This is a genomic window from Mitsuaria sp. WAJ17 (assembly GCF_014174515.1).
Classification (GTDB): Bacteria; Pseudomonadota; Gammaproteobacteria; order Burkholderiales; family Burkholderiaceae_C; genus Roseateles_B.
Window position 1 is genome coordinate 69,955 of record NZ_JACJUG010000006.1, and the last position, 20,357, is coordinate 90,311.

13 protein-coding genes are annotated in these 20,357 nt (G+C 65.0%); all 13 read right to left on the reverse strand.

The window, feature by feature from the left end; all coding sequences use genetic code 11:
• Window positions 1–42: 42 nt before the first annotated feature.
• The 13 genes from H5407_RS06555 to H5407_RS06615 all read right to left on the reverse strand — a co-directional run bounded on the left by H5407_RS06555 (window position 43) and on the right by H5407_RS06615 (window position 20,329).
• Window positions 43–4,326 carry a pilus assembly protein gene (locus H5407_RS06555; RefSeq protein ID WP_183103640.1) on the reverse strand — a complete coding sequence of 1,428 codons (4,284 nt, stop codon included), beginning with the start codon at window positions 4,324–4,326 and terminating at the stop codon, window positions 43–45.
• Between the two features lie 64 nt (window positions 4,327–4,390).
• Complete coding sequence (locus H5407_RS06560) at window positions 4,391–5,062, reverse strand: hypothetical protein (protein WP_183103641.1); 672 nt, start codon at window positions 5,060–5,062, stop codon at window positions 4,391–4,393.
• Window positions 5,063–5,107: 45 nt separating this feature from the next.
• On the reverse strand, window positions 5,108–6,259 hold the full coding sequence (locus H5407_RS06565) for a PilW family protein (protein WP_183103642.1): 1,152 nt from the start codon (window positions 6,257–6,259) through the stop codon (window positions 5,108–5,110).
• Complete coding sequence (locus H5407_RS06570) at window positions 6,256–6,684, reverse strand: prepilin-type N-terminal cleavage/methylation domain-containing protein (protein ID WP_183103643.1); 429 nt, start codon at window positions 6,682–6,684, stop codon at window positions 6,256–6,258. The genes H5407_RS06565 and H5407_RS06570 overlap by 4 nt, the downstream gene beginning before the upstream one ends.
• Complete coding sequence (locus H5407_RS06575; RefSeq protein ID WP_183103744.1) at window positions 6,681–7,292, reverse strand: GspH/FimT family pseudopilin; 612 nt, start codon at window positions 7,290–7,292, stop codon at window positions 6,681–6,683. Before H5407_RS06575 ends, H5407_RS06570 begins: the two co-directional genes overlap by 4 nt.
• Window positions 7,286–7,762, reverse strand: a complete 477-nt coding sequence (locus tag H5407_RS06580; protein ID WP_183103644.1) for a type IV pilin protein — start codon at window positions 7,760–7,762, stop codon at window positions 7,286–7,288. Before H5407_RS06580 ends, H5407_RS06575 begins: the two co-directional genes overlap by 7 nt.
• A 274-nt stretch (window positions 7,763–8,036) precedes the next feature.
• A complete protein-coding gene (locus H5407_RS06585; protein WP_183103645.1) occupies window positions 8,037–9,503 on the reverse strand; it encodes a glutamate synthase subunit beta in 1,467 nt (488 codons plus the stop codon).
• Between the two features lie 17 nt (window positions 9,504–9,520).
• The gene (locus H5407_RS06590) at window positions 9,521–14,299 is read right to left on the reverse strand and encodes a glutamate synthase-related protein (protein WP_255501107.1); all 4,779 of its coding nucleotides are present in this window, start codon (window positions 14,297–14,299) and stop codon (window positions 9,521–9,523) included.
• Window positions 14,300–14,469: 170 nt separating this feature from the next.
• Window positions 14,470–15,174: an REP-associated tyrosine transposase gene (locus H5407_RS06595; RefSeq protein WP_183103646.1), complete on the reverse strand. Its 705-nt coding sequence runs from the start codon at window positions 15,172–15,174 to the stop codon at window positions 14,470–14,472.
• A 65-nt stretch (window positions 15,175–15,239) separates the two neighbouring features.
• Complete coding sequence (locus H5407_RS06600) at window positions 15,240–16,370, reverse strand: deoxyguanosinetriphosphate triphosphohydrolase (RefSeq protein ID WP_183103647.1); 1,131 nt, start codon at window positions 16,368–16,370, stop codon at window positions 15,240–15,242.
• Between the two features lie 20 nt (window positions 16,371–16,390).
• The gene (aroB, locus tag H5407_RS06605) at window positions 16,391–17,536 is read right to left on the reverse strand and encodes a 3-dehydroquinate synthase (RefSeq protein WP_183103648.1); all 1,146 of its coding nucleotides are present in this window, start codon (window positions 17,534–17,536) and stop codon (window positions 16,391–16,393) included.
• Between the two features lie 52 nt (window positions 17,537–17,588).
• Window positions 17,589–18,164 (reverse strand): shikimate kinase, encoded by a 576-nt coding sequence (locus H5407_RS06610; RefSeq protein ID WP_255501108.1) that lies wholly within the window; start codon window positions 18,162–18,164, stop codon window positions 17,589–17,591.
• Window positions 18,161–20,329, reverse strand: coding sequence for an Ig-like domain-containing protein (locus H5407_RS06615; RefSeq protein ID WP_183103649.1), 2,169 nt, complete (start codon window positions 20,327–20,329; stop codon window positions 18,161–18,163). Before H5407_RS06615 ends, H5407_RS06610 begins: the two co-directional genes overlap by 4 nt.
• Between the last annotated feature and the right edge of the window lie 28 nt (window positions 20,330–20,357).

Consider the following 20,357-nt stretch of genomic DNA (forward strand, 5'->3'; position numbering starts at 1 on the left):
GCCCACGCTGCATGGGGCGGCCGCCCTCCGACCCGATTCAGCTCAATGAAGCTCACGCCAGGTGCTGCGGCGCGGAGCGCCCGAGCTCACCGTCAGCGGCGTGATTTCATCGGGCGGCTGGTTCACGCCCGACTTCACGCCCGTCTTGACGGTCTTGTACTTGCCGAACTCGTCCATGACGGCGCTGATACCGGCTTGCATCTCGGTCAGGCCCTGCACCGTGCCGCCGCCGGTAATGATGTTGAACATGTACAGGCTGGCCTGGTTGGCCTCCGGCGCCTCGCAATAGGTCGATGCAGCACCCGGGATGTTCCCAGCGGCAACCAGGGTGTTGGCCACCATCAACATGTCGATGTTGACCCGCTCGGACTTGTTCTTGAGATCCACGAACCAGCCCTTGTTCTTGGACCAGTCGACCAGGGTCTCGGCGCTGCCCACGGTGTAAGGCGTGGTGCTGGTGTCGATCTTCTGCTCGACCAGCAGCTTGTCTCCGCGAACGTCTTCCAGGCCCTTGTCGGAGAGGTCGTCGGCGATCGCGTAGATGCTCTGCTGCTGGGCCGGCGTTGCCTCGGTCGGGATGTCCGTCTTGCCCAGGTAGCGCCCGGTGCCCACGTAGACCACGCGACGGCGGCCGCCATTGGCATCGAACTCAGCCAGCTTGGGCAGGGTCGTGATGGGCTGCAGCTGTCCGTCACCGTTCTTCAGGATGGCCAGGCGCAGGGCGGCCTTCTTGGGCTCCAGCAGGCCGTCAATGTCGAAGCGCCACAGGTTGCCGAGCATGTCGCCACCGTAGAAGCGCAGCGCCAGGTTTTCTTCCGGGCTGTCGATCCAGGCATTGACCTTGGCCAGGCCTTCGCCCACGTTGGAGCCCCCCACTTCCGTGGGAATGGTCTGCAGCAGCTCGCCGGTCTTGGCGTCCAGGATGAAGAGGAAGGCGCCGCCAGAAGGATTGTTGTAGCCGCTGGCCAGCGCGACGATCCAGGTGCCATCGGCACGCTTGGTCACTACCGGATTGGAGAAGGCCAGGCCCAGGCGATCCCCCTCGCCCGAGGGCATGGTGTCGGGGCTGATTTCCCACAAGGGCTTGGGATTCTCGGTATCGGTGACGTCCAGTGCGTAATAGCTGCGCCCACCGGCACCCAGACCGCCGATCAGGATGGTCTTCCAGGCCCCGTCCACGTAGATGTCGGACACGATGGGCGAGCCGTCCACGAAGTAGGTGTGCTTGGACTCGTAGGACTTGTCCGCCAGGATGTACATCTTGGACATGACGCTAGACGGCACATAGGCCCACAGTTCGACACCGTCCGACTCGCGGAAGGCATGCAGCATGCCGTCATTGCCGCCCACCACCAGGATGCGCGTGCGGCCGGCGATGGCCGTGGACTTCACCCAGCTCTGATAGCCGTTCTCGGTGTACTGGTACTTGGACTGGCCAATGAACACCGGAGAGGAGTTCACCAGGTCACCCAGGATCCGGCTGCGCGGCCGGTAGCCCGTCTTCTCCACGCCCCTGAGGTAGGACACCATGATGGCAGGATCGTTCAGGGCCGTGACTTCATCCGCGGTCGCGGAGGCGCACTGCGAAGGACGGTCGGTCGAAGGCTTGTCGCAGGCCTTGGCGAACAGGGCCAGCTCGTCGGCGTTCATCGCGGCTGCGTCGAAGTTGACCAGGCTGCCAGTGGTGGTCTTGACCCCCCCCTTGCGGAAGAACTTGATGTTGCGCACCGTGGACGAGGTCAGCACGTCCGCCGCACTCCATTTGGCGTTATCGACAAAGGCGCCCTTGGTCTCGTCGTAGCGAGTGGCCTCGACCTTGCCGTTCTTGTCGAAGGTGTACTTGCGCAGGTCGCCCGTCCATGCCGGCGAGGTGAACTGGGACACATAGGCGCCGTTGTCACCTGCCACCGGCTGCAGGGTACTCGTTGCAGCAGCGGCGGCAGTACCCGTCACCGATGCGATGGCGTTCAGCGCCGTGGCCAGGCTCAGTGCCAGGCCGGAGGGGTCCTTGGCATTGAAGTAGCGGCCCCGCCCGTTGACTGCGGCATGCCACAGATCGTCCATCTTGGCGGCACCGGAGGCGAAGGGGTTGGGCCAGTTCCGCACGCCGGTCTTGACCTTGTAGAAGTCGCCCGAGGTGCTGGTCTCGTAGTCCGGCTCATAGCCCAGCATGCCGCTGTTGCCCAGGCTCAGGGTGTAGGTGGTCATGTGCTGGTGCTTGGCGTCGTCCTTGCTGCCTTCGGTCACCTTGACGTTGTTCTCGCAGACATCGATGCCCTTGGAGCCGGTGCAGTTGTCCAGGTCGGAAGTCCGCAGGTCGGTCTTGTAGTAGTACATCGCCACGTCGGCCAACGAATCCAGCGTGCCGGTCACATTGGTCGTGGTGGTCTTGTTGGTCACCGCGCCCTTGACCTCCGACGTGTCGGTGTCGATCTTTGACACGGCGGTGCCCGCCGTGCGGCTGCCCGACTTGACCAGGGAAGTCGAGGTGCTGACCACCGTCGGCGGCAAATTGGCAGGTGCAGTGATTGCGCAGGCCCCCTTCACTGCAGTGCCGTTCTTCCAAGAGCCGTAGCTCGGACCCGTCCAGGCCCCCGTGCTGGAGTTGTAGCTGGTGCTTACCGTGGAGACGACGGACTCAGCCCCCTTCGTGGGCGCGGGTTCGTCCACGGTGGAGGTCACCGTTTCACCGTCCTTGAGCGTGGTGGTGGTGGTCGTGTAGTTCCACGGCTGGCTCATGTTGAGGTTGTCCGTCCGCAGGGTTTCGGACATGACCTGTGTGTAGGTGGCCGAACGCGTCTGCGGCTGGGCCCAGACACGCTTGGTGCCGCCCGTGCAGGCCTTGTCGGAGGCCAGCGAATAGAGCGTCTGCGACTCGGTATCGACCTTGGTGGTCGTTTCCTTGTAGCTGATGTTGGAAACCAGAATCCGGCTGAAGTAGTGGGTCACCGTCCAGGTGTCTACGCTCACCACCGTGCTGCTGCTGCCATCGAACATCGGGCGCGCCGTAGGCAGGCCGTCCTGGTTGCCGATCTTCAGCTCTCCATTGATGTCGTAGGGGCCGTAGTCCACTGACTTCGAGGTATCCCAATCGACATACTCGGCATTGGTATTCCAGTAGCCGTCCGTCGACAGCACCAGGAAGTTCTTCTGGCAGGAGTACTGCATCGGGTCGTAATCCTGACCCGGGTACTTGTTGGCGAAGTAGCGGCCGGCCTTCTGCACGGCCCCCCGCAGCGGCGTGTATCCCGAGGGCGGCACACCGAAGAGCTTGGTGTAGAAGTCCTCTTTCTGCGTCTTGTCGAAGTCGCGCACATGCAGCATGCGCGATCCTTCGGTGATGCCCTTTTCCAGAATGGTCGTGAAACCAATGCGGAAACGCTCGTCCATGGGCTGGAAGGCCAGGCTGGCCGCCGAGCGCATCATGACCATGCGGTACGAGTAGTAGGTGGCCCAGCGCCAGTACTTCGCAAGGAAGTCGGCACTCATGCTCGGCGTGACGATGTTCACATTGAACAAGCCAGCAGGGATGGCGTTCGGGTCATTGATCGCCATCGCGCACTGCTTGTAGAACGTCGAGGTCTTGCTGACGCCGCCCGTGGGATACACGAAGTTGAGCGCGTTTTCTCCACCCTTGCTTCTGTCGTACGTGTAGTAGAGCTGGTTGCCGGGCGTGCCATAGGAAACGTAGGGCGACGAGAAGTAGCCCGTGCTAGGAAGGCTGCGTGACTGGACCACTTTCAAGGTCACCGTCTGTGCAGCGGCGTCCCAGCCGGATACGGTGCCGACCACCCAGCGTCCGCGGTTGGAGTTGTCAAAGACCGTGACCGGCATGCCCAGCACATAGGCGCCAGCCAAGACCGAGGTGCCCAATTGCACGGAGACGTAGGCGTCCGAGGCTGGCGTCAGCTGCGTGACCGACTGGGCTCGGCCCGAGTAATTCAATGCATTGGTGGAGGACAGCAGGGCGTCAATCTCGGAGGAGGTCGGCGCATCCGGGTAAGAGGTGCCATCCGCCTTCACCGGCGCCGGGTAGGCCAGATCGGGATTGAAGGCCAGGCCATTGCACTGGGACGACAGCCGTCCGGGCTGCGCCCAGGTGGAGCTACTGGACACCTTCTGGAAGTTGGCGTCGTCGGGCAGGAAGTCGTCGGCCATACTGCCCGAGTCATCCAGCACGAACAGGATGTTGGGCTTGACGTTGACGGCGATCGAGGCCCACAGCGGCACCGTGGAAATGTCCGTCGAGGCGAATGCCGCCGTGGCCGACAAGGCGGAGAGCCCCAGGGCCAGCCGGGTCAGCGAATGAGGAAATCGTTGGTTCATGGAAAGCTCCACACCAGGGTTAACCGTTCAGGGGGTCCGGACAGTCAGAGACCGTCGATGACCGTCAAAAGTGGACCAGCGTCTCGGTAATGGCAACCGTCTGCCGCGATCCTTCAGCACGGGTGATCACCCGGTAGAAGGTGGTTGTCGTCTTGGGCGGGATGTCGCCCATGTAGCTCAGCATGCCCTTGTCCATGCTGACGGCCTTGGAAAACTTGATCGGCAGCGCGCAGGGGCGGCCGCTGCCGCCGGGGCCGGGCTCCGCGCACAGGCGCGTGATCACCCATTTGACCTTCACCTTCGTCGAGCCAACAGTCTTGTCCGCCTTGGTGGGCTGAATGCAGACGGCGGTCGCCGATTCCTCCATGCCCCCACAGCCATTGCCCGACCAATCGACCATGGACAGGGCCTTGGCGGCATCCTGCTCCGTCAGCGTGGGGGCGAGGTTGTCCACCGCCACGGCGTAATAGCCCAGCTCAGGGGCATCCTTTTCCAGCTTGGCTGGGCCAACACCGAACATCCACTTGATGGCCTCTTCCGTTCCGTACGACGCTGCTGAGACGGCATCCTTGCGGAAGCCCAGATTGCCCAACGTCAAGGCGCCGGTGTCCACCGAACGCACCAGGGCCACGCCGCCCAGCGTCAGCACAACCAGGGAGATCATCGCGAAAATCATCGACACGCCGCGCTGCTGGCGCCAGGCCCGGCGGGCTTTCAGGTGATGAGGCATGTTCATGTCCAGTTTCATTGATTCACTCGGCGAGCCGGCCGACGCAGCCGGTCAGCTGCCCGCATCGGAACGCCACAGCTGGTTCCGGATGGGGATCACCACTTCGAAAACTTTGTAGCGGTAGTGCTCCCAGTCGGCCGCGACCTTGGGATTCAGCTTGATGCACTTGCTGCTGCCACAGTCCTCCACGCCCGGCACAGCGGCCACCTTGCCGACATCCCACAGGGGCTCGGCCGTGGTCACCTTGTCCTTCTCGAACTGCTCGGAGCGTGTCAGCAGAGCCATGCGCACCGCGCGCACCTGCTGCCAGCCGGCAACGGTGGTGGGAGTGTCCGACACGTACTTGTCCACAACGCCGTCGGCATCGCTGTCCACGCCATAGAAGGCCTTGAGATCGACCACGCCGTTCTGCACCACACGGGTGACCACGGCCCGATCCTTCAAGGTGAACTGCGCGCGCTGCAGGGCATAAACGGGGCTGCCCGCACTGACCGGCACCACGGAGAAGGTGGAACTCTCCAGCGCCCCCAGATTGACGACGTACTGGGACAGGGACAGCGCCGGCAAGGTGGCCACGCTGTTCCAGGCCGCATCGACCGTGCGGCCCACGCCCATGTGATCTGCCTTGACGTCGGTCGCCTGGAACACGATGCACGAGCCCACGCCAGTCTCGATGCTGGCCGGCGCACTGACAACCGCCAGCAGGTCCCCTGCCGCGATGCCGATATTGGACTTCAGCGTCACCGTGTTGGCCACGGAGCCTGCCCCTGTCGGGTTGAACAGCGGGGCATTCACCTGGGCCGGGATGGAGAACCGCGTGGGCACACTCTTGGTGATGCGCAGGGTGTCCGGCTTGTCCGCCGTCTTGGTGATCACCACGGGGGCCAGGTCAGCCGGGATATCGGCGATCGCGGCCCCTGCGTACTTGGCCGTCAGCGTGCAGGCCGTGCCCCCGGTGTCCGAGGTCAGGCCATAGCCTGCTTCTCGCACTTCCTTTTCGAGCTCGAAGATGGCCAGCGCGCCAGCCATCTGCGCGTCGGAGCCCGACATCGTGTTGCGCTTCTGTTGTTCCGACCGGGCCAGGATGGTCGCGATGACCACGGTGGACAGCAGGCCCACGCCCACGCCGACCATCAGTTCGACCAGCGTGAAGCCCGCACTGTGTCGCTTGCCCGGGATTGATTGAAGGCTGTACTTGCTCATGGCTGCCACACCAGCACGGTTTGGTATTGATTCGTGTCAGCCCCCTGCTGCCACTGGATCGTGATATCGACCTTGCTCAACCCGGTGTCCACCTTCACTTCCGGGTTGTTGGCGGCCGGCAGGACGGACTTGACCTTGGTCTGCCACTCCTTGCAGCGGGCATAGGCCGCACAGGCAGATTTGGAGTCGTACTGCTTCATGTTGGCGAGGCTGTCCGTCTGGATCAGCGACACAAGATCGGAGGCCAGGTTGGCCGCGTCAGCGCGGAACTTGGCATTCGTCTGGGCCCGCGTCATGGCGGCCTGCAGGCCGATCAGGCCCAACACGCCGAAGGCGAAGATCAGCACGCCGATCATGGCCTCGATCAGTGCGATGCCCCGCTGGCGCGAGCGGCGGCGGCCTTGTTGAAACAGCTGGGTGCTCATGGGCAGGCCCTCGGATCGCTGGAAGACACCTTGGGATCGCAGCTGCGGATGGCGCCACCGCTCTCCACCCGGATCTGAAGCTCCCGTGCCGTACCTGAGGTCGGCTTGATCGTGATGCGGCTGATGGCATCCGCGTTGACCACCTGCCCCAGGGTGTTGAAGATCACCCGCGAAGCGTCGTTGTCACTGGCGTCGATGGCCGCCACGGTGACCCGAGAGGCCCCGGAGAGCGCCTCGGACCGAGTGACCAGCAGAGGGTCCTTGGTGGCGACGGTCTCGTTGCACTTGCCCTCGGGATTCTTCACGCTGATCACCCAATGGTGGCCGGCACTGGACACCTTGCAATCAACACCCGGCACCGCGGCGTCATCCGCGACCAGCCAGTAACTGACCGACCGGTTGTTCTTCAGCGCATCCATGCGCGCACGCTCCAGGCCGGCCCGCAGGGACTCGGTGGTGCTGCGGATCTGCAGGTTCCTGACCCATTCAACGGCACCCGGCACGGTCAATGCCACCAGGAGGCCCATGATGGCCATTGCGACGGCCATCTCCACGAGCGTGAAGCCCGGCGTGGGCCGGGTGGGCCTGAGGCTTCTTGCGCTCAGCATTCGTCCCCCCGGACGACCCAGCAGTTCTTGTCCACGGTTTCGCCCTTGAAGGCCGTCGTCTTGGAAGCACTGGAGGTCAGCTGGTAGGTATGGCCCGCGACCACGGAGGCCGACTTGCCGGTGGCGGTTAGCTTGTAGTCCTGACCGTCCTCCAGGGTCTCGCATCCGTAGTCGAAGTTCTTCTTGCCCGCAGGAGAGAAATCCTTCCACGCCGGCGCCGGCGAGTCATTCGCACACTTGCCATCGGAGCCGTAGTTGCGGTGATCCTGGTAATACTGCTCCATCTTGATCCGGTAGTCCGACAGCGCTGCCGTCGCCTCCGGGATGCTGCCGCGCCGCACATAGTCTCGATAGGCTGGCAAAGCCAAGCCCGCCAGAATGCCCAGGATGGCCGTTACCACCAGGACTTCCGTCAAGGTGAAGCCTGACTGGGCGGCGCGCTTCGCGCCGGCAGATCGAATAGGTGTCATGGTTGCTCGCAGGTTCGTTCGGGACGCCAGGACCGTGCCCCCAGGGGGAGCCCGGCATGGGCCTGAGCGCAGTGTCGGCCGAAGCATAGGCAAAGCCGAGGGGCGTTTTCCACAGTGCTGACGCACCGGCCGACCAGCGGCCGCCGGTCGCGGATGAATGGCAAAAGCTTGTAACCAGCAGCAAACAACCTTCACGCCGGCCACAAAAAAGCCGCCCTCGCGTCACGCGGGGCGGCTGGCTACCGGCGAAAAACCCGGCCCCGGCGGCAGGGGGTCAGCGCGGAAGCACGCTACTGCCCATCAGGTATTCGTCCACGGCACGGGCAGCCTGGCGCCCCTCGCGGATGGCCCAGACAACCAGGGACTGGCCCCGGCGCATGTCGCCGGCAGCAAAGACCTTGTCGATGTTGGTCGCGTAGGCACCCTGCGCCTCGGTGCTCGCCTTCGCGTTCCCGCGGGCGTCCTTGCCGACGCCGAAGGCCTCCAGCACCGGTGAGACCGGCGAGACAAAGCCCATGGCCAGCAACACCAGGTCCGCCTTCAGCACCTGCTCAGAACCCGGCACCTCGACCATCTTGCCGCCCTGCCATTCCACGCGCACCGTCTTGACACCGGTGACCTTGCCCTTCTCGCCGATGAATTCCTTGGTGGCGATAGCGAACTCGCGCTCGCAGCCTTCCTCGTGGCTGGACGAGGTGCGCAGCTTGTAGGGCCAGTAGGGCCAGGTCAGCGGGCGATCCTCCTCCTCGGGCGGGCGGGGCATCAGCTCGAACTGGGTGACGCTCTTGGCGCCATGGCGGTTGCTGGTCCCCACGCAGTCGCTGCCGGTGTCGCCACCGCCAATGACGATGACGTGCTTGCCCTCCGCCCGCAGCTGGCCCTTGAGCTTGTCGCCCGCGTTGACCTTGTTCTGCTGGGGCAGAAACTCCATCGCGAAATGGATGCCCGCCAGGTCGCGCCCCGGCACCGGCAGGTCACGCGACTGCTCAGCACCACCGCACAGCAGGACGACATCGAACTGGGCCTTCAGCTCCTCGGCACCGACCGTCTCCTTCGCCCAGTTGGTGACCTTGCTGCCCTCACCCAGGCTGGCCACCAGCACGCCGGTGCGGAAGACCACGCCCTCGGCCTCCATCTGCTGCACGCGGCGGTCGATGTGGGACTTCTCCATCTTGAAGTCGGGGATGCCGTAGCGCAGCAGACCGCCCACGCGGTCGTTCTTCTCGAAGACCGTGACCTCGTGCCCGACACGCGCCAGCTGCTGCGCCGCGGCCAGGCCGGCCGGGCCCGAGCCCACGACGGCCACGCGCTTGCCTGTCTTCACGGCGGCCGGCTGCGGCTTCACCCAGCCCTCAAGCCAGGCGCGGTCGATGATGGCATGCTCGATGGACTTGATGCCCACCGCGTCGTCATTCACGTTCAGCGTGCAGGCCGCCTCGCAGGGCGCGGGGCAGATGCGGCCGGTGAACTCGGGGAAGTTGTTGGTGCTGTGCAAAACGGTGATGGCGTTCTGCCAGTCACCGCGGTACACGAGGTCGTTGAAGTCCGGAATGATGTTGTTGACCGGGCAGCCGTTGTTGCAGAACGGCGTGCCGCAGTCCATGCAGCGAGCGCCCTGCTGCTTGGCCTGGTCGGAGCTCAGTGCAATGACGAACTCCTTGTAGTTCTTCAGGCGGGCCGGGACGGGCTCGTAGCCCTCTTCCAGGCGTTCGTACTCCATGAAGCCGGTGACTTTTCCCATTGTGTACTCCAAATCTCTCAAGCCTTCACCGAGGCCGCCGGGGCCTTGGCGTGGGCAATGGTCTCGGCGGCTTCGCGAGCGGCGTGCAGCTCGCCCAGGGCGCGGCGGTATTCGTTGGGGAAGACCTTGACGAACTTGGCGCGCGAGTCGGCCCAGTGATCCAGGATGTCGCGAGCGCGCTGGCTGCCGGTCCAGCGGTGGTGGTCCTCGATCATCTTCTTGAGGATGGCCTCGTCGGTCTGGGCCTCGCCGCCCTGGGTGAGGCGGTGCCAGATGGCCTTGTCGATGCTGGCCTCCTGCTCATGGGAGGGCAGGATCTTGTCCAGGCTCACCATGCTGGTGTTGCAGCGCTTGGCGAAGCTGCCGTCCTCGTCGAAGACATAGGCGAGGCCACCACTCATGCCCGCCGCGAAGTTGCGGCCGGTCTTGCCCAACACGACGACGGTGCCTCCGGTCATGTACTCGCAGCCATGGTCGCCCGTTCCCTCAACGACGGCCGAGGCGCCGGACAGGCGCACCGCGAAACGCTCGCCGGCCACACCGCGGAAGAAGGCCTCGCCGCGGGTCGCGCCGTACAGCACGGTGTTGCCGACGATGATGTTCTTGGTCGCGTCACCGCGGAAGTCGATCGAGGGACGCACCACCACGCGGCCACCGGACAGACCCTTGCCGGTGTAGTCATTGGCGTCACCGATCAGGTACAGCGTGATACCCGGGGCCAGGAAGGCGCCGAAGCTCTGGCCGCCCGTGCCTTCCATTTGGATGAAGATGGTGTGGTCAGGCAGGCCTTCAGGATGGCGGCGCACCAGCTCACCGGACAGCATGGCACCCACGGTGCGGCGCACATTGCTGACCTCCTGCATGAACTGCACCTTCTCGCCCTTCTCGAAGGCGGGCAGGCACTTCTCGATCAGCTTGACGTCCAGGGCGCGGTCCAGGCCGTGGTCCTGCGTGGCGTTGTGCAGGCGGGCAACGTCCGACGCCAGCGTGGGACGGTGGAAGACGCGGCTGAAGTCCAGGCCGCGGGCCTTCCAATGGCTGATGCCCTTGCGAGTGTCCAGCAGGTCCGAGCGGCCGATCAGCTCGTCGAACTTGCGCAGGCCCAGCTGGGCCATGATCTGGCGGGCTTCCTCAGCGACGAAGAAGAAATAGTTCACCACGTGCTCGGGCTTGCCGGAGAACTTGGCGCGCAGCACCGGGTCCTGCGTGGCCACGCCCACCGGGCAGGTGTTGAGGTGGCACTTGCGCATCATGATGCAGCCCTCGACCACCAGCGGCGCAGTGGCGAAGCCGAACTCGTCCGCGCCCAGCAGCGCGCCGATGACGACGTCCCGGCCGGTCTTCATCTGGCCGTCGGCCTGCACGCGGACACGGCCGCGCAGGCGGTTCAGCACCAGGGTCTGCTGCGCCTCGGCCAAGCCCAGCTCCCAGGGCGTGCCTGCGTGCTTGATGGAGCTCCAGGGCGAAGCGCCCGTGCCGCCGTCATGACCCGCGATCACGATGTGGTCGGCCTTGGCCTTGGCCACACCTGCCGCGATGGTGCCCACGCCCACCTCGGAGACCAACTTGACCGAAATGTCGGCGCGCCCATTGACGTTCTTCAGGTCGTGGATCAGTTGGGCCAGGTCCTCGATGGAATAGATGTCATGGTGTGGCGGCGGCGAGATCAGGCCCACACCCGGCACCGAGTAGCGCAGAAAGCCGATGTACTCGGAGACCTTGCCGCCCGGCAACTGGCCGCCCTCGCCCGGCTTGGCGCCCTGGGCCATCTTGATCTGGATCTGGTCGGCGCTGACCAGGTACTCCGCAGTCACGCCGAAGCGCCCGGAGGCCACCTGCTTGATCTTGGAGCGCAGCGAGTCGCCGTCCTGCAGTTCGTAGTCGGCCTCGATCACCTTGCTGCCGATGACGTCAGACACCTTGGTGCCCTTGACGATCTTGATGCCCTTGAGCTCATTGCGATAGCGCGCCGGATCCTCGCCGCCCTCGCCCGTGTTGCTCTTGCCCCCGATGCGGTTCATGGCCACGGCCAGCGTGGCATGGGCCTCGGTGGAGATGGAGCCCAGGGACATGGCCCCGGTGGCAAAGCGCTTGACGATCTCGGCCGCCGGCTCGACCTCCTCCAGCGGAATCGCCTTGGAAGGATCGAACTTGAACTCGAACAGGCCGCGCAGGGTCATATGGCGCTTGCTCTGGTCATTGATCAGCTGGGCGTATTCCTTGTAGGTCTCGAACTTGCCCGAGCGCGTGCTGTGCTGCAGTTTGGCGATGGCATCCGGCGTCCACATATGCTCCTCGCCGCGGGCACGCCAGGCGTATTCGCCGCCGGCGTCGAGCATGGTGGCCAGCAACGGATCGCTGCCGAAGGCCGCCTCGTGCAGGCGCAGGGCTTCCTCCGCCACCTCGAACACGCCAATGCCGCCGACCTGCGTGGGCGTGCCGCGGAAGTACTTCTCGACGAAATCTGCTTTGAGACCGATGGCCTCGAAGATCTGCGCGCCGCAGTAGGACATATAGGTCGAGATGCCCATCTTGGACATGATCTTCGACAGGCCCTTGCCCACGGCCTTGATGTAGTTGTAGATGGCCTTCTCGGCTGAGAGATTGCCCGGCAGCTCGGCCGTCATCTGGGTCAGCGTCTCCAGGGCCAGGTAGGGGTGGACGGCCTCGGCACCGAAGCCGGCCAGCACCGCGAAGTGGTGGACCTCGCGCGCCGTGCCCGTCTCCACGACCAGCCCGGCCGTGGTGCGCAGCCCCTCGCGCACCAGGTGGTGGTGCACGGCGGACAGCGCCAGCAGCGCAGGGATGGCCACACGGTTCGCACTCAGATTGCGGTCCGTGATGATGAGGATGTTGTGGCCGCTCTTGATGGCGTCCACCGTCTCGGCGCACAGCGAGGCCAGTTGGGCCTCGACGCCTTCACGGCCCCATTCGCGCGGATAGGTGATGTCCAGCTCGTAGGGCTTGAACTTGCCGTTGGTGTGCTGCTCGATGGCGCGCAGACGGGCCATGTCCTTGAAGTCCAGCACAGGCTGGCTCACTTCAAGACGCATGGGCGGGTTGACGGCGTTGATGTCCAGCAGATTGGGCTTGGGGCCCACGAAGCTGTTGAGGGACATCACGATGTTCTCGCGGATCGGGTCGATCGGCGGGTTGGTGACCTGGGCGAACAGCTGCTTGAAGTAGTTGTAGAGCGGCTTGTTCTTGTCCGACAGCACGGCCAGGGGCGAATCGTTGCCCATGGAACCGATGCCCTCCTCACCATTGGCCGCCATGGGCGCCAGCAGGAACTTGATGTCTTCCTGGGTGAAGCCGAAAGCCTGCTGGCGGTCCAGCAAGGTGGACTCGAAGCTGGAGGGCACCGGATCGGCCACGGGGATGCTGTCCAGCTTGACGCGGACGTTCTCGATCCACTGGCGGTAGGGGCGGGCGTTGGCGAACTGGGTCTTCAGTTCCTCGTCATCGACGATGCGGCCCTGCTCCAGGTCGATCAGGAACATCTTGCCCGGCTGCAGGCGCCACTTCTTGACGATCTTGCTTTCGGGGATGGGCAGGACGCCGGACTCGGAGGCCAGCACGACCATGTCGTCGTCGGTCACGCAGTAGCGGGCGGGACGCAGCCCGTTGCGGTCCAACGCGGCGCAGACCTGGCGGCCGTCAGTGAAGACCATGGCGGCGGGGCCGTCCCAGGGTTCCATCATGGCCGCGTGGTATTCGTAGAAGGCGCGGCGGCGCTCGTCCATCTGCTCGTGCTGCTCCCAGGCTTCCGGGATCATCATCATGGCGGCATGGGCCAGCGGATAGCCGGCCATGGTCAACAGCTCGATGGCGTTGTCGAAGGTGGCCGTGTCGGACTGGTGCTCGAAGCTGATGGGGTAGAGCTTCTTCAGATCCTCTCCAAGCACCGGCGACTTCATCACGCCTTCGCGGGCGCGCATCCAGTTGAAATTGCCCTTGACCGTGTTGATCTCGCCGTTGTGGGCGACCATGCGGTAGGGGTGGGCCAGGGGCCACTCGGGAAAGGTATTGGTCGAGAACCGCTGGTGCACCAGGGCGATGGCCGAGACTGTGCGCGGGTCCGACAGATCCTTGTAGTACTTGCCGACCTGGTCAGCCAGCAGCAGGCCCTTGTAGATGACCGTGCGGCAGCTCATGCTGGGCACGTAGTACTCGCGGCTGTGCGTGAGCTTCAGGGCCTGGATGGCGCTGGAGGCGGTCTTGCGAATCACGTAGAGCTTACGTTCCAGCGCATCGGGCACGATGATGTCCGGGCCACGGCCGATGAAGACCTGGCGGATGATGGGCTCCTTCTCGCGCACCGTGGGCGACATGGGCAGTTCGGCGTCCACAGGCACGTCGCGCCAGCCCAGCAAGACCTGACCCTCGGCCTTGATGGCACGCACCAACTCCTGCTCGCAGGCCAGGCGGGAGGCATGCTCCTTGGGCAGGAAGATCAGGCCCACGCCGTATTCGCCGGGAGGTGGGAGGGTCACGCCCTGCTTGGCCATGTCCTCGCGGTAGAGCTGGTCCGGAATCTGGATCAGGATGCCCGCACCGTCGCCCATCAGGGCATCCGCGCCCACGGCACCGCGGTGATCCAGGTTCTCCAGGATCTTCAGGCCCTGCTGCACGATGGCATGGGCTTTCTGGCCCTTGATGTGGGCCACAAAGCCCAGGCCGCAGGCGTCCTTCTCGTGCTGGGTCCGGTACAGGCCCTGTTCGGCCAGGGACTGGATCTCGGCGTGGTCAGGCCCTTGCGAGGAAGGATCCTGGGGGTGGCTCATCTGGACTGCCATGGCGACTCCGCATTCAAAAGGCTGTAGCTCCGGCCCCGGAAGGCCTGCGCTGCCCAATTGCTGCAGCGCGGGAGGATTGCCGTGCAGATTAGTCGCCGAGTCGTTACAGGACAAGAACGATTAAATGGGGTCAGACTCTTTTATAGTGATTCCAGAGGCCTTCCTCCAATTTAAATGGGGACAATCTCGGCATTCTTGCGGCGTGGGCGCCCCCGAGACCGGGGCGCCAGCGGGCGGTCGGTCTGCTTGGCCAACTGCGCGCGGTAGGCCACGGAGCCCAGGGGCCAGCCGCGCAGGGCCGCCGCCAACAGCGCATCCGTCTCCTCCTGGCTGCTCCCCTCCTCCAGGTAGCGCCGGTAGTTGGCGTCGCGCTCAAAGGGCGTGTTGCCCATGGCCCAGAAGCCGGCATGGTCCTGCACCAGAGGGTCGCGCACGGCGCCTAGGTGGTGGGCTGCGCTGGACCATGGATAGGCCTCCGGACGATCGACCTGGCCACCGCGCAGGGGGTTGAGTTCGATGTAGCGCATGCACGACAGCAGCCAGGCAGGCTCCAGAGGCGCGGCGCGGAAGCGCCCCTCCCAGAGCCCACCGCTGCGCGCGTGCCTCCGGTTGAAGCGCGCCACATAGCGCCGCCCCAGCGACTGCATCATGCGGCTGAGGCTCTCTGGCGCTGGCGGCGTGACCAGCAGGTGCAGGTGGTTGTCCATCAGCACATAGGCGTGGATGGCCACCTTGTGCAGGGCCGCGCATTCGCGAAGAGCGTCGATGAAAGCGCGCCGGTCCTCATCGTCCCGGACGATGGGCTGCTGGTCGTGGCCGCGTTGGATCAGGTGATGGACCTCGCCGGGGATGGCGAGGCGGGACAGTCGGGCCATGGTGGCACTCCGGGCAGCCACAGGGCCGCATGAATCTGTCCCCAATTATTCCGCAAGCGGGCGGCTCAGGCGAAGAGGCGCTGGCCCGTCAGGCGCTCATGCTCCTTGAGGGCAAAGCGATCGGTCATGCCGGCGATGTAGTCGGCGCAAGCGCGCGGGTGGTCGGCCTGCTCGGCGAAGTCTGGCGGGAGGTGCTGGCGGTCCTGCAAATAGGCCGCGAAGAGGTCGCGAAGGACAATTTCCGCGCGCTGGCGGGTGTCGCGGACCTGGGCATGGCGGTAGAGATTGGCAAAAAGGAAGCGCTTGAGCTCCGTGCTGGCGTGGCGCATGGCCGGCGTGAATCGGATCAGCGGCGGCGTCTGGCGGACGTCGTCCACATTGGCCGGCGCATGCTCGGCCAGGGCGGACTCGCTGGCCTCGATGATGTCGTAGACCTGCTGGGACAGCATGCGGCGTATGGTCTCGAACAGCAGGCGCTTGCCCTGCAGGGCCGGATAGACGGCCAGGGTCTCGCGCAGGTAGTGCTGGACCAGGGGCACCGACTCCAACTGCTCCAGGGTCAGCAGGCCGGAGCGCACGCCGTCGTCGATGTCATGGGCGTTGTAGGCCACCTCATCCGCCAGATTGCAGAGCTGGGCCTCGAGACTGGGCTGGCCGCCATTCAGAAAACGCCGGGCGATGCCACCGGGCTCGCGCGCCTCGATCAGCTCGGCATTGCGCCGCGCGCAGTGCTTGAGGATGCCTTCCCGGCTCTCGAATGTCAGGTTGAGCCCATCGAAGGCCGGATAGCGCTGCTCGAGATGATCCACGACCCGCAGGCTCTGCAGGTTGTGCTCGAAGCCACCATGGGCTTTCATGCAATCGTCGAGGACATCCTGGCCGGCATGGCCGAAGGGCGTGTGGCCCAGGTCGTGGGCCAGGGCGACCGTCTCGATCAGATCTTCGTCCAGGCCCAGGCTGCGGCCGATAGAGCGCCCCAGTTGGGCGACTTCCAGCGAATGCGTCAGCCGGGTTCGGAACAGGTCACCCTCATGGTTGAGGAAGACCTGGGTCTTGTAGACCAGGCGACGAAAGGCCGAGCTGTGGACGATGCGGTCGCGATCGCGCTGGAACTCGCTGCGCGTGGGTGCGGCCGGCTCGGGGAAGCGGCGACCACGGGAGGCGTTGGCATGGCAGGCGTAGGGCTTCAGGGACATGCGCAACGGTCTTTCAAGGCTCAGGCGCTGTGCTGCCGGATGACGTCGGCGACCAGGGCATCCGGGGCACTGCGCATCACCGCCTGCCCCAGGTGTTCGATCAGTACGAATCGGATCTCGCCGCCCTCGGCCTTCTTGTCGATCCGCATCAGGCTCATGAAGCGCTCGACCCCGATCGAAGCCGGCGCCTTCACGGGCAGGCCGGCCCTGCCGATGAGGGCCGCCATGCGGGCCAGGAACTCAGGGGGCATGAGGCCCAGGCGCACCGACAGGTCGCTGGCCATGACCATGCCGCAACCCACGGCCTCGCCGTGCAGCCATTCGCCGTAGCCGAGGCCGGTCTCGATGGCATGGCCGAAGGTATGACCGAAGTTGAGGATGGCCCGCAGGCCGGATTCGCGCTCGTCCTGGCCGACGACCCAGGCCTTGATCTCGCAGCTGCGCTGCACCGCGTAGGCCAGGGCCGAGGGATCACGCGCACGGAGCGCATCCATGTTGGCCTCCAGCCAGGCCAGGAAATTGGCGTCGGCGATGGGCCCGTACTTGATCACCTCGGCCAGGCCGGCAGACAGCTCCCGAGCCGGCAGGGTACGGAGCGTGTCGAGGTCAGCGATGACGCGCTGGGGCTGGTAGAAGGCCCCCAGCATGTTCTTGCCCAGGGCATGGTTGATGGCCGTCTTGCCGCCCACGGAGGAATCGACCTGGGCCAGCAAGGTGGTAGGGATCTGGACGAAGGGCACGCCGCGCATATAAATCGCCGCCGCGAAGCCGGTCATGTCGCCGATCACGCCGCCACCGAGGGCGAAGAGCACCGTCTTGCGATCGGCCGCGGCCTCCAGCAGGGTCGAGGCAATGCGCTCGATGGCATCCCAGCCCTTGTACTGCTCACCATCGGGCAGCACGACGGACAGGACCTGCGCGTAGCGCTCACGCAGCCTGACGGCCACGGTTTCCAGATACAAGGGTGCGACTGTCTCATTGCTGACGATCACCGCGCAACGGGCCTGGGGCAGGCCTTCCCAGCTGCTGGTGTCGCTCAGCAGGCCGCGACCAATGTGGATGTCGTAGCTGCGCTCGTCCAGGGCAATGGGGACCCGGCGGTGGCCGGCAGCGGCAAGTCCGGATGCGGCCGGGGAAGCGGCCGGACTGGGGGGAATGGCGTTCATATCGGCCGAGTGTACGGCCCGCAGAATAGACCGGCCTTCGGCGGTGCCGATCTCAGGCTTGCGCCTCGTCCTCACGCCCTGCGCCCACCGTGGCGGCGACTCGCTCCGCGGAAATCAGGCCCGCCAGCTCCAGCTGCATCAGCACCATGTTGACCAGGGTCGCGACGGAGGGGCGGCCTACTTCGATGGTGTAGTGGGCGGTGGAGCGATAGAGGGGGTCGCGCTGCGCATAGAGCTCGCGCAACTTCTGCAGGGGATCCTTCACCTGCAGAAGCGGGCGTTGCGTGTCGTGGCGCAGGCGCCGGAACAGCTCTTCGGGCGTAGAGCGCAGGTACAGCACGGTGGACTGCTGACGCAGTGCCAGGCGGTTGGGCTCGCGCAGTACCGCACCACCGCCAGTCGCCAGGACCATGTCACCCGGTCGCTGCAGCAGGTCGGCAATGACGGCCTGCTCGATATTACGGAACCGGGCCTCGCCCTCGCGATCGAAGAAGCTGCGGATGCTTTCGCCCAGCTGCTTCTCGATCTCGCCGTCGGAATCGACAAAGCGCATGCCGGCCTGCCGGGAAAGACTACGCCCGACGGTGGACTTGCCACCGCCGGGCATGCCGACAAGGGAGATGATCAAGGAGTGCAGCTGACGTGACCGTCCGGCTTGGCGACTGTCGTCACCGAGATACCATGGGCGCTGACCACCCCCAGCGGCGACTGCACCTTCACGGTGATGACGCCAGAGTTCACATTGTCGAACTTGTAGTTCACCACCACCACGCTAGGCGCCGTGGTGCTGGGGATCGGTGACCCTGCCGCCACGGAGGCCGACATGCCGTCCGTTGCAGACACCGACACGATCGATCCTGCTGCCACAGGATTGAAGGCAACGCCATTCGAATCCGAGACATAGAAGGCGATGGTCGACTGACCGGGCATCGAATACAGCTGCGTTCCCGACACTGGGTACAGCACCGCGTTGAGCGGCTGGCCGTTGGTGTCGTAGTCGTACAGCCGAGTGGCGGCTGCCGGGCAGTCCGCAGCGGTAGCAGCCGCAGCGTTCGGATGGTTCTTCGTGCCCCACATCGGATTCGCGGTGGAACGCGACCACACCGTCTGGACCGCCTGGCGGACATAGGCACGGCCCCAGGCCTGGTCACAGGAGCCAGGACGCGAGGGATAGATCTCAAGCTGACGGCCGGTGACAGGGTCCTTGATCATCTTCAGAACGCTGTCGTTGCCTTCCTTGCATTCCTTGTTGCCGCCCAGGGACAGCGACAGGAACTGGTCCTTTTCGACATCGAACTTGCCGTTGTAGAGGCGGTCCAGGAAGATGTCACCCAGGTCCTGGAAGTCTTCGTCCTGCGTGGCGCCGTTCTCGCCGGCCTTGTCGTAGATGTTGTTGCCGTTGCGGTCGATGAAGGATTCCTCACCCAGAGCGTAGGCCACCATCGTCACGCGACCGTCAACGGGACGCTGACCATTCGAAGCGGTCGCGGCCGTGGCCTTGGCAATCCCTCCTGCCAGCGCGGTGAACTTCAGGGCCTCGATCTGGCCGGCCTCCGTCACGAAGTTGATCGCCGTGCCGTCCGGAACCGGGTTGCCCAGGCGATCCGACGCGATGACGATGTAGTTATTGGGCGTGCCGTCAAAGTCATAGCCCTCGATATTGAAGGCCACAGGCGCCACGGAGAAGCGCAGCTGCGAAGGCAGACCCACAGCAATGGACAGGCTGCTGGACACCGTCGCAATGGCGCTGTCCTTCAGCGTGGCCTTGACCCGAACGGGGGTCGGCACCGTGCCCGAATTGATGCGGACGGTAACTTCACCCTTGGAATCGGTCTTCTTGGTCACGGGGGCGCTGCCGCCCTCGATCAGCAGGCCGCCAGCCAGCGTGGTCGGCTCCAGCACCACCAGCTGCTCGGGCACGCCCTGGCCGCTGGCATCCTTCACCTGGAATTTGACGTCGGAGTTCTCGACATAGCCGGAACCGCGCAGGTAGATGCTCTGCGGCGACGAGGAGATGAAGGAGATGCTGGCGACCGCCGGCGAGCTCAGGCTGAACTTGAGCGAGGCCAGTTGCGTCGTACCGACCACCGCGATCTGCAGGTTATCTTCCTTCTGATAGGCGCCGCAGCCGTTGTCACGGTAGGTGAAGCTGGCCGAGCCGGTCGTGGTGGTCACGTCCGCCGGCACCAGCGTCGCACGGCCGCTGGTCACGCACTGGGAGGCAATGGTGACCTTCACAGGCGTCGCGGAACTCGTGCCCGCCAGCGTGACGTTGATGGAAGTCTGCGCGTAAGCACCCAGGGCAGTGATGTCAGACGTGACCGAGGCAATGGTGACCGTCGTCGCGGTCAGCTTGAAGCCGGCCGAGGCGCTGTAGGTCGCGTTGCTGTAGGTGACCGAGGCCGTCACAGTGTCGGCGCCGGTGCTGGTGCTGTCCTTGGGGGACAGGGTGACCGAGGCCGTGCCGGTGGCATCCGTCAAAGCGGTCGCCGCGCTGAACACGCCCAGGCCACCCGTCGTGGTGAAGGTGACCACCTGACCTGCTATCGCATTGCCGGTCGCGTCCTTGAACACAGCGGTCACCGTGGCCGGCGAAGCCAGCGCCACGGTATCGGACGACAGGCTCAAGCTGATCTTGGGCGCCGGTGTCGTCGTGCCGCCATTGCCACCACCGCCGAGCACGGGCGATCCCGCGCTGCCTCCCCCGCCGCAAGCCACCAGGCTCATCACCATGGCGAGGCCCATCAGGCCATGCAACCACCGCGAGCCAAGTCCTCGGAACAACTTCAACATTTCACTCTCCTAGGGTGCCGCGAGCTGT